The organism is Catenuloplanes indicus (assembly GCF_030813715.1).
GTDB classification, from domain to species: domain Bacteria; phylum Actinomycetota; class Actinomycetes; order Mycobacteriales; family Micromonosporaceae; genus Catenuloplanes; species Catenuloplanes indicus.
Genome location: NZ_JAUSUZ010000001.1, coordinates 5,055,055 through 5,076,355 on the forward strand (window position 1 = coordinate 5,055,055; position 21,301 = coordinate 5,076,355).

The 21,301-nt window shown below is 71.1% G+C and carries 19 protein-coding genes; 9 read left to right on the forward strand and 10 right to left on the reverse strand.

Features of this window, described 5'->3' with window-relative positions:
• Positions 1-78 precede the first annotated feature (78 nt).
• The 4 genes from J2S42_RS22760 (at position 79) to J2S42_RS22775 (ending at position 2,811) form a co-directional block, all read left to right on the forward strand.
• The gene (locus tag J2S42_RS22760; protein WP_307242224.1) at positions 79-726 is read left to right on the forward strand and encodes a hypothetical protein; all 648 of its coding nucleotides are present in this window, start codon (positions 79-81) and stop codon (positions 724-726) included.
• Between the two features lie 2 nt (positions 727-728).
• Positions 729-1,529 carry an SDR family NAD(P)-dependent oxidoreductase gene (locus J2S42_RS22765; RefSeq protein ID WP_307248939.1) on the forward strand — a complete coding sequence of 267 codons (801 nt, stop codon included), beginning with the start codon at positions 729-731 and terminating at the stop codon, positions 1,527-1,529.
• 307 nt (positions 1,530-1,836) lie between these two features.
• On the forward strand, positions 1,837-2,376 hold the full coding sequence (gene pyrE / locus J2S42_RS22770; RefSeq protein ID WP_307242226.1) for an orotate phosphoribosyltransferase: 540 nt from the start codon (positions 1,837-1,839) through the stop codon (positions 2,374-2,376).
• Between the two features lie 57 nt (positions 2,377-2,433).
• The gene (locus tag J2S42_RS22775) at positions 2,434-2,811 is read left to right on the forward strand and encodes an ArsR/SmtB family transcription factor (RefSeq protein ID WP_306836240.1); all 378 of its coding nucleotides are present in this window, start codon (positions 2,434-2,436) and stop codon (positions 2,809-2,811) included.
• A 195-nt stretch (positions 2,812-3,006) separates the two neighbouring features.
• Here the strand turns inward: J2S42_RS22775 and J2S42_RS22780 are convergent, their stop codons facing one another.
• The 4 genes from J2S42_RS22780 to J2S42_RS22795 form a co-directional block, all read right to left on the reverse strand.
• Positions 3,007-3,903, reverse strand: a complete 897-nt coding sequence (locus J2S42_RS22780; protein ID WP_307242228.1) for a DedA family protein — start codon at positions 3,901-3,903, stop codon at positions 3,007-3,009.
• Between the two features lie 140 nt (positions 3,904-4,043).
• Positions 4,044-6,581 carry a polynucleotide kinase-phosphatase gene (locus tag J2S42_RS22785; protein ID WP_307242230.1) on the reverse strand — a complete coding sequence of 846 codons (2,538 nt, stop codon included), beginning with the start codon at positions 6,579-6,581 and terminating at the stop codon, positions 4,044-4,046.
• Positions 6,578-7,984 (reverse strand): 3' terminal RNA ribose 2'-O-methyltransferase Hen1, encoded by a 1,407-nt coding sequence (locus tag J2S42_RS22790; protein WP_307242232.1) that lies wholly within the window; start codon positions 7,982-7,984, stop codon positions 6,578-6,580. Before J2S42_RS22790 ends, J2S42_RS22785 begins: the two co-directional genes overlap by 4 nt.
• 107 nt (positions 7,985-8,091) lie before the next feature.
• Positions 8,092-9,465, reverse strand: coding sequence for a hypothetical protein (locus J2S42_RS22795; RefSeq protein ID WP_307242234.1), 1,374 nt, complete (start codon positions 9,463-9,465; stop codon positions 8,092-8,094).
• Between the two features lie 347 nt (positions 9,466-9,812).
• Here J2S42_RS22795 and J2S42_RS22800 point away from each other — a divergent pair, with 347 nt between their 5' ends.
• Together J2S42_RS22800 and J2S42_RS22805 are read left to right on the forward strand one after the other, a co-directional pair.
• Complete coding sequence (locus J2S42_RS22800; RefSeq protein WP_307242235.1) at positions 9,813-10,292, forward strand: SigE family RNA polymerase sigma factor; 480 nt, start codon at positions 9,813-9,815, stop codon at positions 10,290-10,292.
• Positions 10,293-10,297: 5 nt separating this feature from the next.
• The gene (locus J2S42_RS22805; protein WP_307242236.1) at positions 10,298-11,278 is read left to right on the forward strand and encodes an LCP family protein; all 981 of its coding nucleotides are present in this window, start codon (positions 10,298-10,300) and stop codon (positions 11,276-11,278) included.
• A 1-nt stretch (position 11,279) separates the two neighbouring features.
• Here the strand turns inward: J2S42_RS22805 and J2S42_RS22810 are convergent, their stop codons facing one another.
• Positions 11,280-11,480, reverse strand: coding sequence for an Rv3202a family protein (locus tag J2S42_RS22810; RefSeq protein ID WP_307242238.1), 201 nt, complete (start codon positions 11,478-11,480; stop codon positions 11,280-11,282).
• A gap of 188 nt (positions 11,481-11,668) precedes the next feature.
• On the opposite strand from J2S42_RS22810, the gene fbaA reads away from it, so the two are divergent.
• The gene (fbaA, locus tag J2S42_RS22815) at positions 11,669-12,694 is read left to right on the forward strand and encodes a class II fructose-bisphosphate aldolase (RefSeq protein ID WP_307242239.1); all 1,026 of its coding nucleotides are present in this window, start codon (positions 11,669-11,671) and stop codon (positions 12,692-12,694) included.
• Positions 12,695-12,780: 86 nt separating this feature from the next.
• Entirely contained in the window at positions 12,781-13,299 is a 519-nt protein-coding gene (locus J2S42_RS22820) for a hypothetical protein (RefSeq protein ID WP_307242241.1), read from the forward strand.
• 5 nt (positions 13,300-13,304) lie between these two features.
• Here the strand turns inward: J2S42_RS22820 and J2S42_RS22825 are convergent, their stop codons facing one another.
• Positions 13,305-13,499 (reverse strand): hypothetical protein, encoded by a 195-nt coding sequence (locus tag J2S42_RS22825; RefSeq protein ID WP_307242242.1) that lies wholly within the window; start codon positions 13,497-13,499, stop codon positions 13,305-13,307.
• A 219-nt stretch (positions 13,500-13,718) separates the two neighbouring features.
• On the opposite strand from J2S42_RS22825, the gene J2S42_RS22830 reads away from it, so the two are divergent.
• Positions 13,719-15,902, forward strand: coding sequence for a HEAT repeat domain-containing protein (locus J2S42_RS22830; RefSeq protein WP_307242244.1), 2,184 nt, complete (start codon positions 13,719-13,721; stop codon positions 15,900-15,902).
• A 6-nt stretch (positions 15,903-15,908) separates the two neighbouring features.
• On the opposite strand, the gene J2S42_RS22835 is transcribed toward J2S42_RS22830, so the two are convergent.
• The 4 genes from J2S42_RS22835 to J2S42_RS22850 all read right to left on the reverse strand — a co-directional run bounded on the left by J2S42_RS22835 (position 15,909) and on the right by J2S42_RS22850 (position 21,200).
• Positions 15,909-17,342 (reverse strand): FAD-dependent oxidoreductase, encoded by a 1,434-nt coding sequence (locus tag J2S42_RS22835; RefSeq protein WP_307242246.1) that lies wholly within the window; start codon positions 17,340-17,342, stop codon positions 15,909-15,911.
• A gap of 39 nt (positions 17,343-17,381) precedes the next feature.
• Positions 17,382-18,524, reverse strand: coding sequence for a polysaccharide pyruvyl transferase family protein (locus tag J2S42_RS22840; protein ID WP_307242247.1), 1,143 nt, complete (start codon positions 18,522-18,524; stop codon positions 17,382-17,384).
• A 113-nt stretch (positions 18,525-18,637) separates the two neighbouring features.
• Complete coding sequence (gene purD, locus J2S42_RS22845; RefSeq protein ID WP_307242249.1) at positions 18,638-19,879, reverse strand: phosphoribosylamine--glycine ligase; 1,242 nt, start codon at positions 19,877-19,879, stop codon at positions 18,638-18,640.
• Positions 19,880-19,913: 34 nt separating this feature from the next.
• Positions 19,914-21,200, reverse strand: coding sequence for an adenylosuccinate synthase (locus J2S42_RS22850; RefSeq protein WP_307242251.1), 1,287 nt, complete (start codon positions 21,198-21,200; stop codon positions 19,914-19,916).
• Between the last annotated feature and the right edge of the window lie 101 nt (positions 21,201-21,301).

The window sequence follows — 21,301 nt, forward strand, 5'->3', positions numbered from 1 at the left end:
TTTTTGTCCCCTCGACGAGTAGGTTCATGCCCGGGGACGTGACGTCGAGGGGAACGCGTGGCTGTTTCGGGACCGGCGGTGCCAGCACCCGCCACGCGACCGCCGGGCACGGTCTCGCTCGCCGCGGCGCTGCTGATCGTGATGGGCGTCGCCGGCATACTGGCGGCCGCGTTGCACCTGCTGCTGACCATAAACGGGCTGGGTGACTTCGCCTCCGACGCGCGGCGGTTCGGCGGCGATCCGACGCTGGCCGACCGCGTCGAGGGCGGCATCCGCGGCGCCGCGATCGCGGGTGTGGTGCTCTCCGGCGTGGTCGGTGTGCTCCTGGTGTCGCTGGCCGTGGGCCTGCGCGGCGGCCTGACCGCGGCCCGCGTGGCCACCTGGGTGGTCTGCGCGCTCGGGCTCTGCGGCGGCGCGGCCAGCTTGGCGGCCGGTCTGCTGCAGCGCGACCTCGGCTCCGACGACCCGCGGGTGGCCGGCGTCTTCGCCGCGTCCGCGGACGTCTACCCGGGCTGGTGGGTCGCGGCCGGAATCGGGCTTGCCGTAGCGCAAGTAGTTGGTTACTTTCTGGTAGCCGTGTTCCTGGCGGTCGGCCAGCGCGCGAAGACGGCACCGCACGCGCCGGTGCCCGCCGCGTGGCCGTTCCCGGCTCCGCCCATGCCCACCGTGGCGCCTCATCCCGACCCGTCGCGGTCCCCGTGGGCGCCGCCGCCCCCACCGAGGTGATCGTGCCCGAGCAGCCGCCGCGCCGTGTCGCGCTGATCACCGGCGCGACCGCCGGTCTCGGTGCCGCGTTCGCGGGCCGGCTGGCCGCGGAGCGGTGGGACCTGACGCTGGTGTCCCGCGACGCGGCCCGGCTGTCCGCGAGCGCGGAGGAGCTGCGCGCCCGGCACGGCGTACGGGTGAACGTCCTCCCGGCCGATCTGGCGACCGAGTCCGGCACCGCCGCGGTCGAGAAGTACCTCCGGTCCGAGCCGGTCGAACTTCTGGTGAACAACGCCGGCATCGGGCTGAACAAGCGATTCCTGCGCTCCACGCTGGATGACGAACTGCGCATTCTGCGGCTCAACGTGGAAGCCGTCATGCGTCTGACTTTTGCGGTTTTGCCGCAAATGACGGAAAGACGCTCCGGCGGTGTGATCAACGTCTCCTCGGTGGCGGGCTACGGTGTCACGGCGCCTGGATCGACGTACACCGCCACGAAGGCGTACGTGATCAATTTCAGCGAGTCCGTTGCTCAGTCCGTCCGCCGGCACGGTGTGCACGTGCTCGCGCTCTGTCCCGGTTTCATCCGCACGGAGTTTCATCAGCGGGCCGGTATCCCGACCGCCGGGTCGCCCGGCTGGATCTGGCTGAAGGCCGACACCGTCGCCGCCAAGGCCTTGTCTGACCTGCGTAAAGGCCGCTACGTTAGCGTCCCGACCATGCGCTACAAGCTCGCCGCGACCGCGTTGCGGCACACGCCGCACGGGCTCGTCCGGCGCTTCAGCGAGGCGGGCAACCGCGCCGTCGGGCGGGGCACGCGGTGATCCGGCGGCTGCGCGGTGCGGCTGACCGGGCGTACCGATCGAGGAATCACGCTCTATCAAATTTGCGCGAAGCGCGGTAGCGCCGACACGGTCTGTCCCGTTCGACGGTTGAAGCAAATATCTACCGTCGTGGTTTCTTTGGGTGGCCGGTGAGTCACCCTCAGGCGACGATCGGCCTCGATGGGCTGGTCGGAGCGTTCAGTGAGGACCTCTCCGTCACGTCATTCACTCCCCCGTCCAACCGATTTTTTCGCGTCGAGCCGGGTCGACCGTTCGCTTCTCAGCATTGAGCAGTACCCTCAACGCCATGGGCGACCGTGACGACCTGCGTAAATTCATCACTGACTTAGCCGTGGTGCACGGCAAGGTCGTGCTGTCGTCTGGGCAGGAAGCTGATTGGTATGTCGACCTTCGTCGCGTCACACTGCACCACGCGGCGGCTCCCCTCGTTGGGCGGGTGATGCGAGACCTCACGGCGGACTGGGATTTCGACGTGGTGGGTGGCTTGACCCTGGGCGCCGATCCGGTGTCCGTGGCCATGCTGCATGCCGCGGCGGATTCGGATCGACCGTTGGATGCGTGCGTGGTTCGGAAGGCCGGTAAGGCTCACGGACTGCAACGGCGCATCGAAGGTCCGGACGTGGCCGGTCGGCGCGTCCTGGCGGTCGAGGACACGTCGACGACCGGCGGCAGCGTGCTGCAGGCCGTCGAGGCGTTGCAGCAGGCCGGAGCCGAGGTAGTGGGTGTAGCGGTTATTGTTGATCGAGGTGCAGGCGATGCGGTGCGGGCCGCGGGACTGCCCTATCGAGCGGCCTATACATTGGCCGACCTCGGCCTAACGGCCTAAAAGTTTACCGATTCGGACCTGCTGATATGCAGGCGAATCGATGCTGTAGGTGGAAGGATGGATTTCGTGGGAACTGCGTTGGCCGAACTGACCATGCCTCAGATCTCGCCGCTCGCCGGCGAGCCGATTGAACGTGCCGACGCCGAGCGTCTGGCGGGTGTCCTCAAGGCGCTCGCCGACCCGGCCCGGCTGCGGCTTCTCAGCCTCATCCAGTCCGCCCCGGAGGGCGAGGCCTGCGTGTGCGACCTGACCGCGCCGCTCGGGCTCTCCCAGCCGACGGTGAGCCACCACCTGCGCATCCTCACCGAGGCCGGCTTGCTGGAGCGGGAGAAGCGCGGTGTGTGGGCCTACTACCGGCTGGTGCCGTCGGCGATCGCCACGATCGCTGACCTGCTCACCCCGCCGCGGAAGCGGGCGACGAAGAAGACTCGCTGAGTCTGACGGTCTTACCGCCGGGCACGGCGGGCCGGCTCACCGGCCCGTCGTGCCCGGCGTCATGGCCAGCGGGGTCCGGTTGCGCGCCGTGGGGACGGCGCTCCGAGCCCGGTGACCGGGAGTAACACAATGGCGCGGCCCCCTGGGGACCGCGCCATTCTCGTCTTCTGCGGACAACCCTCCGCCCGGATCTGCCTACCGGCGGTCGTTCGGCGTGCCGTACGTACCGCCGCCGTAGACCTGGCCGCCGCCCGGACCGGGCCGCTGCTGCTGGTCGGCGACGGCCGGGAACTGCTGCGTCGCGGCCTCGACCACGTGCTCGACGGCCTCGACGATGTTCGCCTCGGCCTCCACGATGCGCGCCTCGGCCTCGGCCGTGCGGGCGTGCGCCTCCGCCTCCTTGGCCTTCGCGCGACGCTCCCGGAAGAACTCGAAGAAGACCGGCAGCACCGAGATCAGAACGATCAGCACGACCACCGGCAGCAGGTAGTGGTCGATGTCCTCCGGGTCGATGACCTTGATGATCTGTGCGGCCAGCAGGTAACCGGCCAGGATGATGCCGTCGGTCCAGAGGATGGCGCCGACCACGTTCCACAGGAAGAACGTCTTCGCGGGCATGCCGAGCATGCCGGCGACCGGGTTGAGGAACGTGCGGACGATCGGGATGAAGCGGGCCAGCACCACGGCCTTGGCCGGACCGTACTTGTTGAAGTAGAACTCCGCCTTGTCGACGTACTCCTTCTTGAAGAGCTTCGACTCGGGGCGCTCGAACATCCGCCGGCCGTACCTCGCGCCCAGCCAGTGGCCGAGCTGGGCACCGACGATCGCGGCGATCGGCGCACCGATCAGCAGGCCGGGCAGCGAGAGCGAGACGCCCTCGCCGAAGATCTGCTCCGCCACCGTGGACGCTGCCACGCCCGCGAGGAAGAGCAGCGAGTCACCCGGGAAGAAGAAGCCGACCAGAAGTCCGGTTTCGGCGAAAAGAATGCCCCAGATGCCCAGCAGCCCGACGGTGGTGATCAGATCCTTCGGATCGAGGGGGTTGAGCGCCAGATTGTCGACGATCAAGCGTGCGTTGTCGGCGTTGTCCACGGGGAGACAGGTTACCGCTTACGGGTAAGCAGTCCAGACGCGAATCTGTTACGGAGCTGAGCGTGCACTGCCAATTCGCCGAGAGTGCGTGGCCGGATATTCCCGGCCACGCACTTTCGCACCGTTCCGTGCTTTTCTCGTTACAGACGGGGGTCGACCGGCTCGGATTCGCACGCGAGAACCGCGAACACCAATTCGTGAATCCGCCATAGCGGCGCGCCCTCGGCTAGCCGGTCCAGCGCGCCCAGCCCGAGGCCGTGCTCGCGCAGCGCCAGCCCGCGCTTGCGGCCGAGCGAACGGTTCCGCAGCCGCTCCAGCGTCTCCGGCTCGGTGTACTCCGGGCCGTAGATGATCCGCAGGTACTCCCGGCCGCGGCACTTGATGCCGGGCTGCTGCAGGCGGCCCTTCGCGCCCTTCACGGCCAGACCGTCGAACGGCTTCACCACCATGCCCTCACCGCCGGCGCCGGTCAGCTCCAGCCACCAGGCCGTGGCGTCCGCGACCGCGGTCTCGTCGCCGAGGTCCACGACCCGGCGCGCGGTCGGCGTGAACAGCTCCGGGTCGGCCGCGCAGAGCCGGTCCGCCAGCATCAGGTGCCAGCCGTGGTTGCGCCCGGCGAACGAGACACCGTCCGCGGCCAGCACCGCGAACGGCGCGAGCGTCACACCGGTCAGGCCGTCGGTCGGGCGCACGTACCGCCGGTAAGCGTCGCGGTAGCGAGCCACGTCGCCGGCGCGGCGGGACATCCGGTCGCGCAGCGCGGTCACGTCCAGGCCGCGTCCGGCCGCGGACGCCAGCATCGACCGTACGGCCGGGAGTGCCGTGTTCGCAGCCGCGCCGACGCCCGCGTACTGCTCGCGGATCAGCGCGCCGGCCTTGGCGGACCAGGGCAGCAACTCGCAGTCGAGCAGCACCCAGCCGGTGGACAGCTCGTCCCACAGCCCGGCCGTCTCCGCGGCCGTACCGGCGCGGCGCAGCAGCTCGTCGGTGAGCGCCGGGTCGGCGAAGAACGGCCGGCCGGTACGCGTCCAGACCGCACCCCGCGACACGCCGAACCGCTTGCCCGCCTCCGCGTCCCGGCACAGCAGCACCACCGCGCGGGAGCCCATGTGCTTCTCCTCGCACACCACCTTCGTCACGCCCGCGGACCGGTAGTCCTCGAACGCCTGCACCGGATGCTCCAGGAAGTCGCCGGACGGCGCGGTCGAGCACGGTGCCATCGTCGGCGGCAGCCAGAGCAGTGCACGCGGGTCCATCGCGAACCGGCTCATCACCTCCAGCGCGGCGGCCGAGTTCTCCGCCGCGACGGTCACCGTGCCGTATCCGGTCTCCAGGTGGCGACGGCCGGTCACGTCGGACAGCTCCAGCGCGTCCGCCGGGCGCTGTGCACCGGGCAGCGTGTGCAGCGGGCGGACCGGCGCGTAGTGCACTGCCTCCGCCGGCACGCTGACCAGGTCCCTCTCCGGGTAGCGGAGCGCGGTCAGCGAGCCGCCGAACACCGCGGCGGTGTCCAGGCAGATGGTGTTGTTGACCCACTCCGCCGCGAGCACCGGCGTGTGGCCGTAGACCACCATGGCCTTGCCCCGGTAGTCCTGCGCCCACGGGTAGCGGACCGGCAGACCGTACTCGTCGGACTCGCCGGTGGTCTCGCCGTACAGCGCGAACGAGCGGACCCGGCCGGACGCGCGACCGTGATACGCCTCCTTCAGGCCCGCGTGCGCGACCACCAGCCGGCCGCCGTCCAGCACGTAGTGGCTGATCAGCGAGTCGAGGAAGCGGGGCAGCCGGTCGGTGAGCTCGCGCGGCGCGGCCTCCAGCTGCGCGACCGACTCGGCGAGCCCGTGGGTCAGCCGCACGTCCCGGCCGCGCAGCTTGCGCAGCAGCTTCGCCTCGTGGTTACCGGCCACGCAGAGCGCGGTGCCGGTGTCGATCATGCCCATCACCAGGCGCAGCACGCCGGGCGTGTCCGGCCCGCGGTCGACCAGGTCACCGACGAACACGGCGGTACGGCCCCGCGGGTGGCTCGCGGACACCGCGTACCCGGCGGCATCCCGGTGGATCTCCCAGCCCAGCTCGGTCAGCAGCGTCTCCAGCTCGGACCGGCAGCCGTGCACGTCGCCGATGATGTCGAACGGGCCGGTCAGCTCCCGCCGGTCGTTGAAGAGCTTCTCGTACCGGATCGTCGCGGCGTCGATCTCCTCCGGGCCGTGCAGCACGTGGATCTTCCGGAAGCCCTCGCGCTGCAACCGGCCGAGCGACCGGCGCAGGTCACGGCGCATGCGCGCAAGCACCTCGCGGCCGAACGTGCGATCCGCCCGCGCCTCGGTGCGCTCCCAGGCCAGTGACTCCGGCACGTCCAGCACGATCGCGACCGGCAGCACGTCGTGCTCCCGCGCCACCTTCAGCAGGCCCGCGCGGGCGTGCTCCTGCAGGTTCGTGGCGTCGACCACGGTCAGCCGGCCGCCGGCCAGGCGCTTGCCGGCCACGTAGTGCAGCGCGTCGAAGGCGGCGCCGGACGCGGACTGGTCGTTCTCGTCGTCCGCGATCATGGCGCGGAACGCGTCCGAGGAGAGCACCTGCGTGGCGGCGAAGTGGCGCCGGGCGAACGTCGACTTGCCGGAACCGGAGATGCCGACCAGCGCGACCAGGGACAGCTCGGGAATGGTCAGCTCGGTCATGCGGACACCTCCTTGGTGAAGATCGCGATCTGGGTGGGGGAGCCGGCCGCCGGGTCGTCCTCGCCGATACCGGCCAGGCGTACGGCGTACCCGTAGAGCCCGGCGACCCGGGCCGACCAGGCGGCGAACTGCTCGCGCGTCCACTCGAAACGGTGGTCGTGGTGGCGCATGCCGTCCAGCTCGTAGTGCACGTTGTACTCGGCGTTCGGCGTGGTCACCAGCACCGCACCCGGCGCCGCGTGCCCGAACACCGCGTCCTCCAGCGCGGTCAGCCGCGGCGGGTCGACGTGCTCGATGACCTCCATCAGCACGGCCGCGTCGAAGCCGCGCAGCCGGTCGTCGCGGTAGGTGAGCGCGGTCTGCCACAGCTTGATCCGCTCGCGCTGCCGGTCCGGCAGCCGGTCCAGTCGCAGCCGCCGCTCCGCGATCTCCAGGGAGCGGGTGGCGACGTCCGCGCCGACGATCTCGGTGAACCGGCGGTCGCGGACCAGGTCGGCGAGGAGCGCGCCCGGGCCGCAGCCGAGATCCAGCACGCGCGCGGCGCCCAGCTCGCGCAGCGCGGCCAGCACGGCCTCGCGGCGCTGCACGGCCAGCGGCTGGCGCTTCTCCGCCGCCGGCTCCTCGATGGTGTCCGGGTCGGCGACGTCGTCCAGTTCGGCCAGCCGGCTGCGCTCCTCCGCGAGCCGGGCCAGCGCGGCACCGGCCAGCGCGCGGCGGTGCGCCAGGAACCGCCGGGTGATCAGCGCACGCTCCGGGTGGCCGGCCAGCCAGCCCTCACCGGCCCGGATCAGCTTGTCGATCTCGTCCGGCGCGACCCAGTAGTGCTTGGCGTCGTCCAGCACGGGGAGCAGCACGTACAGGTGATTGAGCGCGTCGGCGAGCCGGAGCGTGCCGGTCAGCCGCAGCCGCACGTACCGGCTGTCACCCCAGTCGTCGTCCAGCGGGATCGGCGTGGCCTCCGCCGCCCAGCCGAGCGGCCCGAACAGCCGCGGCGCCAGCTCCGCACCGCCGCGGCAGCGCAGCACCGGCACCTCGACCTCCAGCGGGATCGCGGTGCCGGCCAGCTCCGGCCGGTCCTTCGACGCGCCGCGCAGCGCGCTCCGGAACACCTTCCCCAGAGCGGACGCGAGCATGCTGGACGCCGCGTACGGCCGATCGTTCACGTACTGCCCGAGCCCGGCCGAGTCGGGCGCCTTGGCGCCGCGCTTCCGCCCGGAGTGCAGCGCGTGCGGATCGATGTCCACCAGCAGCGCCGCCGTGCACCGCTCCGCCGTCGCCTCTGGATACATCACGTACGCCTGACCGGCCGGCATGTCGAAGCGATGCACCCGGTCCGGATGCTTGACGAGGAGATAGCCGAGGTCGGTGGCGGGCGTATGCGTGGTCGAGACGGTCATCAGCACCCGCACATAGTCCCAGGCGAGAACGCGAGTCTCGCTCCATTTTCGGTACGGACGCCGCCGCCCCCGCCGGCCACGAGGGCTTGCGGGGGCGACGGTCCGGACTTGCTCTATGCGGCGTCGTCGCCGTTCACGACGACGTACGCGACGTCGTTCGCGCGGTTACCATCGTCGCAGCTTCCACAGTTCACCTCGTTCACGGAGACGGTGGCCGTGGCGTTCGGGATCTCCTGGTCGATCCGCAGCGTGAGCGAGAAGAAGGCCTCGGTGCCCGCTGGGAACAGCGACCCGGGATATCCGCAGACGTAGCCGCCGTGCTGGTTGCTGCGCCAGCAGTTGCCGTCCGCCGCGATGATCCTCGTCCCCGCCGGGATACGCACCAGCATCTGGGCGGCGGCCTCGCCGGACCCGGCGACGCCGGCCGAAGCGGGACCGTCGTTGCGCATCCCCACCCGGATCGTCCGGGTGGAACCGGCCGGGCCGTCGACCGTGGCGCCGATCGCCGCGAGATCGGCCGGGTTGTGCCCGGTCAGCTCGATGATGATGGAGCTCCAGTTGTTGTACGGGTTGACGTCGACCTGGGTGCGCCGGGCCGCGGAGAACGCCTCTTCCTCGAGCGTCAGCTCGGTGCCGGTGCCCTGCACGTAGGGGATGCCGTTGCCGTCGTTCCAGTCGGTCGGCGTGAGCCACCGCAGGCTGCCCAGCGTGAGGCCCGGCGACTCGATCGACGTGCCCAGGTCGAGCCGGGGGCGAGCGGTGTAGGCGACGCCCGGCAGGAGGTCGCGGTCGAACTCGCAGTATGCGGTCGTTTCCCGGCCGACCTGGTAGTAACAGTTGCTGTAGGTCCGGGCCAGCGTAATCTCGTCCTGGAAGAAGAGGTAGAGGATCGCGCCGCTCACGGTGGTCTCACCCACGTTGCGCACACCGACGGGGGCGTCGATCGTGGTACCCGGCGTGCCGCTGACGGTGACCGGCTCGGCCGAGGAGGGAGCCAGGTCGACGCCCTCGCCGATGATCACACGGGTCGTGCCGGAGGCGGACCTCCCGTCGGTCGTCAGCGTGTATGCGAGCGTGCCGCTGTCGTCGTGCTGCGCTCCCGCGGCCGCGGTCACCGTGAAGTCGAACAGGCGAACGGGGTAGGTCTCGATACTGACCGGCCAGCTCGCGGTGCGGCTACAGGTGATGAGAGCACCGGCGGTCTCGCAGGTGAACCCGCTCACCCACGGATCCGGCTCGGTCGCCACCTCGGCGACCCCGGTGAGGCCCGTGGTGTCGAACGTGACCGTCACCTCGGTGGTACTGACCGGCTGCTCCGAGGACGCGACGAGGTAGCCGCCTCCGGACGAGCCGGCTCCGACCGTGATGTCGGGGACGAGGGCGGTGAGGCCGTTTGCGGCGGCCGAGGCCGGTGAGCCGGAGACGGCTATGGCGGTCATGGTGACGACCAGGCCGGCGAGTAAGCGACGGGATGTCAGGTGTCGCATGCGGCGAGTCCTCCTGTGATCGGAGAATCACGATCTGTAAATCTCCGAAGTGGATCTTAGGGTCGGCGCAGATATTGCGACAGGCAAATTTCACGGTCACCACTGCCGCACGCGCCGCCAGCGAAAGGCGTGCCCCTGCCGTCCGGCGGTGCGGGTCGGCCGTGCGGTCGTGGTGTGATCCGCCCCTGTGGAAAACTGCCCTGTGGATAAACCGGCGCCCCTGTGGATAACCCTGGGGATAACCGCAAAAGCGCAGTTCAACCCCGGTGGATAACTTTCTTGCGATCGTTGGCAATGATTCAGGGGCCGGCGCACGTCATCCCTGGGAGAGCACTCGGAGGTGCCCCTTGGACTATGCGGAGTTCGCCGACTCCCGGCTGCCCGCGCTGTCGCGGTACGCGGTCATGCTGACCCAGGATCCGCATCTGGCACAGGATCTGGTGCAGGAGACGATGGTCCGGGTCCAGCTCAACTGGCGCCGCGTGGCCCGTGCCGACTCGCCCGACCGGTACGTGCGCCGCATGCTCACCAACCAGTACCTGGACTGGCGGCGCGGCTCCTGGCTACGGCGCGTGCTGCTGCGCGCGGAGCCGGACGAGGCGCTCGCCGGACCGGTGGATCATGCCGAGGCGGCGGCGGAACGGGACCAGATCTGGGCCTGGCTGTCCCGCCTGCCGAAGCGCCAGCGGGCCGCGCTCGTCCTGCGCTTCTACGAGGACCTGCCGGATGCGGAGATCGCCGAGATCCTCGGGTGCGCGGTCGGCACGGTGCGGGCGTCGATCTCGCGGGCCCTGGCCACGCTCCGGGCGCAGTTGGTGGAGGTCTAGGAGAAATGATCGAGAACGACCTGCGGGAGACCTTCGCCCGCCACGAGCACCTGGCGCCGGACCCGGGGCCGTTGCGCCGGGCCATCGACGAGACCACCGGCCGCCGCCGTCGGGTCCGGGTGATCAGCCGGTCCGTGGGCGCGGCGCTCGCGGTGACCGCGGTGCTGGCCGTACCCACGCTGATCAGCCGGGAGACCGGCCGCGCCGCGCCGGTCGAGGTCGCGTCCTCGGTGTCGCCACCGGCGGTCACGGCGGACCGCCCGCTCAACGTGCTGCTGATCGGCGCGGACGGGGACGGTGCCGACGCGCGCGCGGACACCGTGCTGGTCGCGCACGTGCCGGCCGGGCAGGACGCGGTCTACCTGGTGTCGCTGCCGCGCGACCAGGCGGTGGCGGTGCCCGGCCATCAGCGGGACACGCTGAGCCGCACGTTCACGCTCGGCGGACCGGAGCTGACCGAGGCCACGGTGCGCGACCTGACCGGCATGACGTTCGACGGCACCGTGACGGTCCGCTACTCCGCGGTCGAGGCGATCACGGACGCGGTCGGTGGCGTCGAGCTGTGCCTGGACCAGCAGGTGGTCTCCTGGCACACGCACCGGCGGTACGCCGCGGGCTGCTCCGGCTTCGACGGCGCGGCCGCGATCGACCTGCTGCGCCAGCGCTACGGACTGGACCAGGGATCGTACGACCGGGATCGCAACGGCCAGCGCTACCTGCGCGCGATAGCCGCGAAGGCGGCCGGGGCGAGCCTGCTCGAGCTGGTCCGCGCCGCCGGCGACGGGCTCAGCCTGGACCAGGGCGGACTCGAGCTGGTCACCGCGCTGGCCGGGATGAACCTGGACGGCAAGCCGGTCGTCGGGATCACCACGGCCCGGCCCGGCGCCGACCCGGGCGGCGAACTGCCGGACACGCTCTTCGACGCGCTGCGCGACGGTGGGATGAGCGCGTGGGCGCGGGCCCACCCGGATTACGTGACCCGGTGAGTCAGCGGTAGTCGTCGTCGGGCTGCTGCACCTCGCGTGCCTGCTCGGCGGCGTCCGCCTCGTTGACCTCGTCACCCGGCGGGAAACCGCCCGGCGCGAACGACTCCGCCGGGTCGTCCTCGTGGACCGCGCGTGCCTGCTCGGCCACGTCCGCCTCCGGCGCCTCACGATCGCGCAGCACCAGATCCTCGGGGTAGGTCATCAGCGCCTCCTTGCGTCACCTCACCGTACGACCCGAAAGCCTTCCCCGGATCAAGCCCGGAAAACCCGTGGCCGTAACTCCAGGGCGATGTTCCCGACACATGAGGCGTGCGGGATACTTCCGGCGAAGGACAACGCGGTCCCGCCGGGGGTTCCGGACCCAGCGCACCACATCAAGGAGTTGCTCCGATGCCTATCGCCTCCCCTGAGGTCTACGCCGAGATGCTCGACCGCGCCAAGGCCGGCGCGTTCGCGTACCCCGCGATCAACGTGACGTCCTCGCAGACCCTGAACGCGGCCCTGCAGGGCTTCGCGGAGGCGGGCAGCGACGGCATCATCCAGATCTCCACCGGCGGTGCCGAGTACGCGTCCGGCCCGACCGTGAAGAACATGATCACCGGTGCGGTCGCGCTGGCCGAGTACGCGACCGAGGTCGCGAAGAACTACCCGATCAACATCGCGCTGCACACCGACCACTGCCCGAAGAACAAGCTCGACGGGTACGTCCGGCCGCTGCTCGCGCTCTCCAAGGAGCGCGTCGCGAACGGCAAGGCGCCGCTGTTCCAGTCGCACATGTGGGACGGCTCGGCCGTGCCGGTCGAGGAGAACCTGCAGATCGCCGAGGAGCTGCTGGCCCTGTCCGCGGCCGCGCACATCATCCTCGAGATCGAGGTCGGCGTGGTCGGCGGCGAGGAGGACGGCGTCTCCGCCGCGATCGACGACAAGCTGTACTCCACGGTCGAGGACGGCCTGGCCACCGCGGCCGCGCTCGGCCTGGGCGAGAAGGGCCGCTACATGACGGCCCTGACGTTCGGCAACGTGCACGGCGTCTACAAGCCGGGCAACGTCAAGCTCCGCCCGGAGATCCTGAAGGAGATCCAGGAGGCGGTCGGCGCCAAGTACGGCAAGGAGAAGCCGTTCGACCTGGTCTTCCACGGCGGTTCCGGCTCGCTGCTCTCCGAGATCCACGGCGCGCTGGACTACGGCGTGGTCAAGATGAACATCGACACCGACACGCAGTACGCGTTCACCCGCCCGGTCGTCGACCACATCATGAAGAACTACGACGGCGTTCTGAAGATCGACGGCGAGGTCGGCAACAAGAAGGCGTACGACCCGCGCGCCTGGGGCAAGCTGGCCGAGAACGGCCTGGCCAAGCGCGTCGTCGAGGCCTGCGAGCACCTCCGCTCGACCGGCACCACGCTGAGCAAGTAATCCTTTTAGTCTGATTCCGAGACGGCCGGTGCCCATCTGGGCGCCGGCCGTTTACGATCTAGCGACTGCAAGGGAGGTCGCGGGTCATGCTCGGCATCGACGGATACGAGCCGGAGTGGCAGTTCAGCTCCCGCGCCCTCGCGGCCGCGCACCGCGCCCGCTTCGCCCGCGTCCGGGACCGCCCGCTCGTGGACGCCTGGCTGATGTGGGACCTGGACGCCGACGTCTGGTTCGCGGGCGGCCCGGTCATCCTCGGCTTCGGCGACCTCAACGTCGAGATCACCCACCGCAAGTTCGACGAGTGCGCCATCACCTGGGGCCAGATCGACATGACCACGCCGCTCGACTGGCCCGGCATCCGACTGGACTGGCGCTCCGGCACGCTGCCCGAACTGTCCGCGCTCCGCGGACGCGCGCTGCGCCAGGTCAACGTGATCGAGCGGGTGATGCCGTCCCAGTGGCGCCCCCGCGTGCTGCACGCCGTCGAGATGATCTTCGACGGCGCGCGCCTCGCGGTCTACAACGCGCTCGACGAGAACGGCATCTCCACCGCCGACGAGGTCAACCTCCCGATCGGCTTCTGGCACCGCGTCCCGATCATCTGACCGGCTCAGTCGCCCCCGCCGCCACCTCCACCACCGTCGCCCCCGCCGCCGCTGTCTCCACCGCCGTCCCAGCCGTCGCCGCCGCCGCTGTCCCCGCCGGAGAAGTAGCCGCCGCCGTGCTTGCGCTTCTTCTTGCCGCCCCGATTCGCCAGCAGCACGATGATCAACACGCCCACCACGCCGATCACGAAGATCTCCATGTGCCCGAGTGTTCGGCATGAGCGCAATCCCCGCAGCACGCTGACACACCAAAACCTCCGGAACCGGATCTTCCCGCATCCGGCGTGGCACTGCCCGCATGCTCCCGCGGGCACCGGTCGTCGCTGGCGCTCCTCCCTGCCGGTCCCGCCGTTGGTCACCGAAACCCGGGGCGCGAGCGGCCGCGGAAAATGTCATAGGGTCCGGGCATCATGCGGTCCATGCTGGACGGACTGCACGAGATCGACTGGGCCGCGATGAAACACGCCTACGGCCCGGCGGAGGACACTCCCGCGATGCTGCTGGCGATGCGCTCGCCGGTGGCGGAGGAGCGGGACGCCGCGATCGACCGCTTCTACGGCAGCCTCCATCACCAGGGCGACGTCTACCGGAGCACGACCGCGACGCTCCCGTTCCTGTTCGAGCTGGCCACCGACCCTGGCACGCCGGACCGGGCCGCGGTCGTCACGCTGCTGACCAGCATCGCCGGTGAGGTCGTCGACTTCCCCTACGACGACGACGGCACCGAGCCGATCCATGACTACGCGGTCCACGACTACCACGGAGCGGCCGTCGTGCTGCGCGACCGGGCGGAGACATTCGTCGCGCTCGCCACCGACCCCGACCCACGCGTGCGCGTCGCCGCGATCCCCGCGCTCGGCCTGATCCACGCCGACGGCACCCGAGCCGCCACGGTGCTGCGCGAGCGGCTGCCAGCCGAGTCAGACCTGGTCATCCGGCTCGCGATCGTGCAGGCCATGGGCGAGGTCGCGCTGCGCCACCCGGCGTGTGCGGCGGATGTGATCGCCTGGCTGGACGCCCTCGCCGCCGACTCCGGCGCGGACGCCGTCACCAGGCTCGCGGCCGTGGTGCACCGGGGCCGGTCCGCGCCGGACCGGATCGGCGACGACGCCGTTCCGGCCGCGATCCGGCTACTGCGCGAGGTGACACCGACCTGGCCGTGGCGTGGCTCGCCGCCGCCCACGCCGCCGACCGGCGATGCCCCGCCGGAGGTCGTCGCGATGTTCGACGAGCTGGACCGGATGAACCGCGTGTTCGCGCCGACCACCGGCCTGCTCCGCACGTTCCACGACACGCTCGCCGGGCGGGTCGCCGATCGCACCGCGCTGCTCACCGAGCAGCTGCGCAGCACGGATCCGGGCACCCGGCTGGACGCACTCCGGATGAGCTGCGACCTGATCGGGGGCTGGCGCGGCGACCACTCGACGCTCATCATGCGGATCGCCGCCCACCTGGACGAGGAGAATCGCGAGGTCGCGGCCGAGGCCGCGGTGACGCTGCAACACTGCGCGCCGCTCTCCGCACCGGCCCGCGACGCGCTGGCCGATGCAGTCGCGCGGCCGGGTGCCAGCGCGTGGTTCGCGGCTGATCCGCAGCGCCGTCGTGCGTACCAGGAGGCGGTCCGGGCGCTGGCGCTGCTCGGTGATGTCCGTGCGGTGCCCGGTCTGCTGGTGGCGCTGGACGACGACGTGGACAGCTGGCGGGCGATTCAGGTCGCCGGTGCGCTGCCGGGTGCGGCGGACCGGCTCGTGCCGCGGCTGACCGCCCGGCTGGCCGGGCTCGACCCGCACGAGCAGCATCCGGACATGTCGCTCGGTGCGCTGCTGCGTGCGCTGTCCGAGCTGGGTGACCCGGCTGCGGTGCCCGCGATCACCGGCTTCCTGACCAGGGCGGCGCGTGCGGAGCGGTGGTCGCCCGTCCGCACGGCACTGATCGCGCTGCGCGGCTTCGGCCCGGCCGCCGCGTCCGCGCTCGACGCGGTCCGCGCGCTGACCGCGTCGAGCGACACGTTCCTGCGGCTGGAGGCGGTGGCCGCGCTGTGGACGATCGGCCGTGACCCGGCGGAGGCGCTCCCGCCGCTGCTGGACCTGCTCGCCGCGGACGGCGACCACGCGATCATGATGATCGGCGCGTCACTCGCCGAGATCGGGCCGCCCGCCGCGGCCGCGCTGCCCCGCCTGCGCGAGCTGCTGGATCACCGCGACGCCTGGGTGCGGCTGCACGCCGCCGCCGCGATCTGGGGCATCACCGGCGCACCCGCACCCGCACCCGCGCCTGCACCCGCACCCGCGCCTGCGCCGGGGGCCGCGCCCGCGCCGGGGGCCGAGGCCGTGCCCAAGTCCCGGCGCGAGGTGGTGCCCAAGCACCGGCCCGAGGCCGCAGTCGTGCTGGACACGCTGCTGGCGGCGTGGGCACAGAACGGCTTCTCGGCGCCGTTCGTCCTGACGTGTCTGGAGCGGATGGGTCCGGCCGCGGCGCCGGCTCTGCCGCACCTGCGCGCTCAGCTCGCGCTGCCGGAACGGTATCAGCTGTCGTCGCTCGCCGTCCGTGACGACGAGAAGCTGCAGGATGCCCTCCGCGCGCTGGTGGCGCGGCTGGGCTGAGCGGGCTCAGGACAGACTGGCGCGCTGGTGGCGGAGTTCGCGCTGGATCGCGTCGACGGAGAGGTCGCGCGGTGGCTTGCCGTCGCGGGAGGCGAGCGCGGCGGCCACGCCGGCGGCCTGGCCGGTGGCCATCGAGATGGGCATGACGCGGTACGAGGAGTGCGCGACGTGGTCACCGGAGATCGCGCGCCCGGCGACCAGCAGCCGGTCGGTGCCGCGGGGGAGCAGGCAGCGCAGCGGGATGTCGTACGACGTGCCCTGCGGCAGGCGCTTCAGCACGGTGCCGCGCCCGGTCGGGTTGTGGATGTCGACCGGGTAGGCGCCGCGCGCGATCACGTCGTCGAACTTCCGGGCGGTCAGCACGTCGTCCCCGGTCAGCGTGTATTCGCCCTGGATGCGCCGGGTCTCCCGGACGCCGACCTGGACGCCGCTCTGAATCGCGTAGGACTGCTCGAAGCCGGGCACCCGGCGGCGCAGGAAGCGGACGATCTGCGCCATCTGCTCGTGCGCCATCAGCTCGGCCCGGGTCAGGTCGAAGACGCTGGTGCCGAGCACGCCGGTGACGCGGGTGGAGTTGACCGCGACCTCGTCGTCGTACGGCGTGGCGAAGAAGAGCAGATCCTCCCGGGTGAGGTCGAGCTCGCCGGCCTCGGTGGCCTCCCGGATCAGGTCCCACAGGCCGTAGACGCCGCGCCACTGGTCGGGGTGCTCCCGTACGTACCCGTTGAAGCCTTCGTGGTTGAACCTGCCCATCCGGAACATGAGCGTCATCGGCTGGGTGAGGCCGTCCTCGGGACGGCCGATCTCGTAGGGCGCACCGGCCGCGGCCGCGAGGTCGCCGTCGCCGGTGCAGTCCACGACCACGTCCGCGTCGATGACGATCGGGCCGGACTTGCCCTCGAAGACCACCCGGACACCGTCCGGCAGGTCGATCACGTCGGACGCGAACGAGTGCAGCAGCATGTGCACACCGGCCTCGGCCAGCAACTCGTACGCGGTGAGTTTGAACAGCTCCGGGTCGAACGGCACGGTGTAGCCGGTCTCCGGGCTCGGCTTGATCACGCCGCCCATCTGGTGCAGCCGGTCGAGCATGGTCCAGAGCACGCCGCCGACGACCGGCTCGCCCTCGCCGTGGTCGGTCGGCAGCAGCCGGGTGTCGTCGCCGCCGACCGCCTGTTTCATCTCGTTGTGGAAGCTGGTCAGCGGCATCACCAGCGCGGCGGTCGCGTTGCCGCCGAGGAAGCCGTACCGCTCGGCCAGCGTCACCCGCATGCCGGTCGCGGCCGCACCGAGCGCCGCGCCGATGCCGGCCGGCCCGCCGCCGACTACCAGCACGTTCGTGCGGCCGGCGCGGCGGGCACGGCGGGGCGGCAACTCGACGAGCTCGTCCTGCGGGGGAGGGGAGAGGTATGCGGTCGACACGTACGGCGACAACGTCATGACTGATCCCCTACCCCGCTCGCGATCCCCTATCCCTTTTTACGCGGCGATCAGTGTGCGCGGGCGGATGTTCTCCAGGACCGCACCGAGCCGTTCCCCGGTCTCCCGAGACCGGGCGCGCAGCACGGACATGCGCTCGCTGGTGTCGGCCACCCGTTCGGGTCGTTCGTCCCAGAGCCGGTCGACCTGCGCGAGCAGCGGGCCGGCCGACTCACGCATGACGCCGCGGAGGGCCGGTGCTCCGGCCTGCTGGGCGAAATCAAAGACCTTACCGGCGTACGGCAGCGGCAGGAACGGCACGTTGCTGAGCGCGCTGAAAATCAGGAAGTGCAGGCGCATGCCGACCGCCAGGTCCAGGTGCCGCATCAGGCCGAGCACCTGGCGGGGCCGGTAGTCGCCGTAGAGCACGCGGCAGTCCTGCACCGCGGTCATGTGCGAGAGCACCGCGTGCGAGTGCCGGATGTCGTCGCGCTCCATCGGCACGAAGAGCAGCCGCGCGTCCAGCCGATGCACCAGGAAGTCGCCCATCTGCGCGAGCAGCTGATGGTACGACTCCTCGTCCAGGTGCTCCGCGGCCTTGCCGGGCTCGCGGACGCTCATCCCGACCAGGCGCCGCCCGGCCGGGATGCCCTCCGCGCGCAGCATGTCGGCGCTGAACTCCTCCGGGTTCAGCAGCAGCGCCGGATCCGCGGTCACGTGGATGGTGCGCGTGACGCCGGCCTCCTCGAGGACCAGCCGGGACTCCTCGTCCCGGACCGTGACCTCGACCGCCTCGGAGAGCACGTCACGCACGATGGCGCAGTCCGTCTCCTCGGTGAGCGGGCCGGCGCCGAGCGCGTACGTGAAGACCGGCACGCCGCGCTCCTGGGCCGCCTTGGCCACTCGCAGGTAGCGCCGCGCCTCGGTGTTGTAGAGGATTCCGCCGCCGCCGAGGATCAGCAGGTCGAGTTCGCCGAGTGAGGTCGCCGTCGCCTGCCGGCTGATCCCCTCCCAGCCGACCACCTCGACGTTCGGGTGTTTCGCCCTCGTGTTCTCCGGATGCCTGGAGAAGACCAGGATCCGGGCGTCCGGGCGCCGGTTGCGCAGATCGTCGAGCAGGCTGGTGAGGATCGCCTCGTCGCCGAGGTTCAGTCCGCCGTACGAGCCGAGCACGCCTACGGTGGGTCCCGTTCTGTCGAGCACCGCGCACCTCCCTACGTCGTGTGCGAGTTCGGCGGCCACTGAACTCGCACGCTCCCTACCCCTCTTTTCTCAGAGTGACACACGTGACGAATCGGACTATGTATTTGCGCAGGTCAGACCGTTACGCGCCTTTCCGCAGCAGCCAGTGCGATGTCGGTGCGGTGGTGCGAACCGGCCAGTTCGATGCCCTCCACCAGCGCATACGCGGCGGTCCGGGCGGCGGCGAGGTCCGCGCCGGTGGCGGTTGCGCAGACCACCCGGCCGCCGGAGGAGACCAGTGCGCCGTCATCCCGCCGCTTCGTGCCCGCGTGGATCACGCCGGGCCGTTCCGCGCCGGTCAGCACGCCACCGGTCCGCGGCGCCTCCGGGTAGCCCTCGGACGCCACCACCACGGTCACCGCGGCGCCGTCCCGCCAGGTCAGCGGCGGGTGCGCGGCCAGTTCGCCGGTCGCGGCCGCGCGCAGCAGCCCGGCCAGCGGCGTGGTCAGCATGGCCAGCACGACCTGGGTCTCCGGGTCGCCGAAGCGCGCGTTGAACTCGATCACCCGCGGGCCGGCCTTGGTGATCGCCAGGCCCACGTAGAGCAGGCCGGAGAACGGCGTGCCGCGCTCGCGCATCTCGGCCAGCGTCGGGGCCACCACCTCGGCCATCACCTGGTCGACCAGCCCGGCCGGTGCCCACGGCAGCGGCGTGTAGGCGCCCATGCCGCCGGTGTTCGGCCCGGCGTCGCCGTCGCCGACGCGCTTGAAGTCCTGGGCCGGCATCAGCGGCAGCGCGGCCTCGCCGTCGGTCACCACGAAGAGCGAGACCTCGGGACCAGCGAGGTATTCCTCGATGACGACCCGGCCGCACTCGGCCGCGTGGGCGAGCGCCGCGTCCCGGTCGTCCGTGACCACGACGCCCTTGCCCGCGGCGAGGCCGTCGTCCTTCACCACGTACGGCACGCCGAACTCGTCCAGCGCGGCCGCGGCCTCGGCCGGCGTGGTGCAGGTGAACGCGCGTGCGGTCGGCACACCGGCCGCGGACATCACGTCCTTGGCGAACGTCTTCGAGCCCTCCAGCCGCGCGGCCGCGGCGGACGGGCCGAACGTGGCGATGCCCTTGGCCCGCACCGCGTCCGCCACGCCGGCCACCAGCGGCGCCTCCGGGCCGATCACGACCAGGTCGGCGCCGACCTCGACGGCGAGCGCCGCGACCGCCGCCGGGTCGGTCGCGGTCACCTCACGCAGCTCGGCGAGCTGGGCGATGCCGGGGTTGCCCGGCGCCGCGACCAGCCGCTCGACCGAGGGGTCGGCCGCGAGGCCGATGGCGAGGGCGTGTTCACGCCCTCCGGAACCGATGAGAAGTACGCGCACGCCGAGTGATGCTACCGACGGCCGGTGATCTCACTCAGATCAGCTGGTGCCGGACCACGTTCTCGTCGCGGCCGGGGCCGACGCCGACCACGCTGACCCGGGTGTTGCACAGCTCCTCGATCCGCGCGATGTACCGCCGCGCGTTCTTCGGCAGCTCCGCCTCGGTGCGGGCTTGGGAGATGTCCTCCCACCAGCCGTCCAGCTCCTCGTAGACCGGCTTGGCGTGGTGGAAGTCGGTCTGCGTCATCGGCATGTCGTCGACCCGCTCGCCGTCGATCTCGTAGCCGACGCAGATCGGCACCTTCTCCAGTCCGGAGAGGACGTCCAGCTTGGTCACCACCAGATCGGTGACACCGTTCAGCCGGGAGGCGTACCGCGCGACGACCGCGTCGAACCAGCCGCAGCGCCGTTCCCGGCCGGTGGTGGTGCCGTACTCGTGGCCGATCTTGCGCAGGTGCTGGCCGAACTCGTCGAACAGCTCGGTCGGGAACGGGCCGGAGCCGACGCGCGTGGTGTACGCCTTGCTCACCGCGATGACCTTGGTGATCGCGGTCGGCGGGATGCCCGCGCCCACGCACGCGCCGCCCGCGGTCGGGTTCGACGAGGTGACGAACGGGTACGTGCCGTGGTCCATGTCCAGCATGGTCGCCTGGGCGCCCTCGAGCAGCACGTTCTCGCCGCGGTCCAGCGCGTCCCAGAGGATCGTCCGGGTCTCCGCGATGTACTGCTTCAGCCGCTCCGCGTAGCCGAGGTACTCCTCGACCACCGCGTCCACGTCCATCGCCTTGCGGTTGTAGACCTTGAACAGGATCTGGTTCTTCTCGCGCAGTGCCAGCTCGAGCTTCTTGCGCAGGATGCCCGGGTCGAGCAGGTCCTGCACGCGGATGCCCATCCGGGCGACCTTGTCGCCGTAGGCCGGGCCGATGCCGCGGCCGGTGGTGCCGATCCGGGACGAGCCGAGGTAGCGCTCCACCACCCGGTCCAGCGCGCGGTGGTGCGGCATGATCAGGTGCGCGTCACCGGAGATCCGCAGGCGGGACACGTCGACGCCGCGCTCGGTCAGGCCGTCGATCTCCTGGAGGAGGATCTTGGGGTCGACCACGACGCCGTTGCCGATCACGATGATCGCGTTCGGCGACAGCGCGCCGGACGGCATGAGGTGAAGGGCATACTTCTGGCCGTCGGGAGTGATCACGGTGTGCCCGGCGTTGTTGCCGCCGGAGTACCGCACCACGTAGTCGACCCGCTCGCCCAGCAGGTCGGTAACCTTGCCCTTGCCCTCGTCGCCCCATTGCGCGCCGAGAAGCACTATCGCTGGCATCTGCAAACCCGCCTTCGAGGGGCTCGGGTGCCAAGGTGGCGACCACACGGCAAGCCCGAGGTGTCAGGCTAACAAGAAGTTACGGCCACGTTGGAGATGGC

Bases quoted from the DNA above. Each gene is read 5' to 3' on its own strand.
- J2S42_RS22835 (WP_307242246.1), bottom strand. From the start codon at position 17,342: ATGACGTTGTCGCCGTACGTGTCGACCGCATACCTCTCCCCTCCCCCG.
- J2S42_RS22820 (WP_307242241.1), top strand. From the start codon at position 12,781: ATGCTCGGCATCGACGGATACGAGCCGGAGTGGCAGTTCAGCTCCCGC.
- fbaA (WP_307242239.1), top strand. From the start codon at position 11,669: ATGCCTATCGCCTCCCCTGAGGTCTACGCCGAGATGCTCGACCGCGCC.
- J2S42_RS22785 (WP_307242230.1), bottom strand. From the start codon at position 6,581: ATGACCGAGCTGACCATTCCCGAGCTGTCCCTGGTCGCGCTGGTCGGC.
- J2S42_RS22810 (WP_307242238.1), bottom strand. From the start codon at position 11,480: ATGACCTACCCCGAGGATCTGGTGCTGCGCGATCGTGAGGCGCCGGAG.
- J2S42_RS22850 (WP_307242251.1), bottom strand. From the start codon at position 21,200: ATGCCAGCGATAGTGCTTCTCGGCGCGCAATGGGGCGACGAGGGCAAG.
- J2S42_RS22805 (WP_307242236.1), top strand. From the start codon at position 10,298: ATGATCGAGAACGACCTGCGGGAGACCTTCGCCCGCCACGAGCACCTG.
- pyrE (WP_307242226.1), top strand. From the start codon at position 1,837: ATGGGCGACCGTGACGACCTGCGTAAATTCATCACTGACTTAGCCGTG.
- J2S42_RS22825 (WP_307242242.1), bottom strand. From the start codon at position 13,499: ATGGAGATCTTCGTGATCGGCGTGGTGGGCGTGTTGATCATCGTGCTG.
- J2S42_RS22775 (WP_306836240.1), top strand. From the start codon at position 2,434: ATGGATTTCGTGGGAACTGCGTTGGCCGAACTGACCATGCCTCAGATC.
- J2S42_RS22795 (WP_307242234.1), bottom strand. From the start codon at position 9,465: ATGCGACACCTGACATCCCGTCGCTTACTCGCCGGCCTGGTCGTCACC.
- J2S42_RS22830 (WP_307242244.1), top strand. From the start codon at position 13,719: ATGCTGGACGGACTGCACGAGATCGACTGGGCCGCGATGAAACACGCC.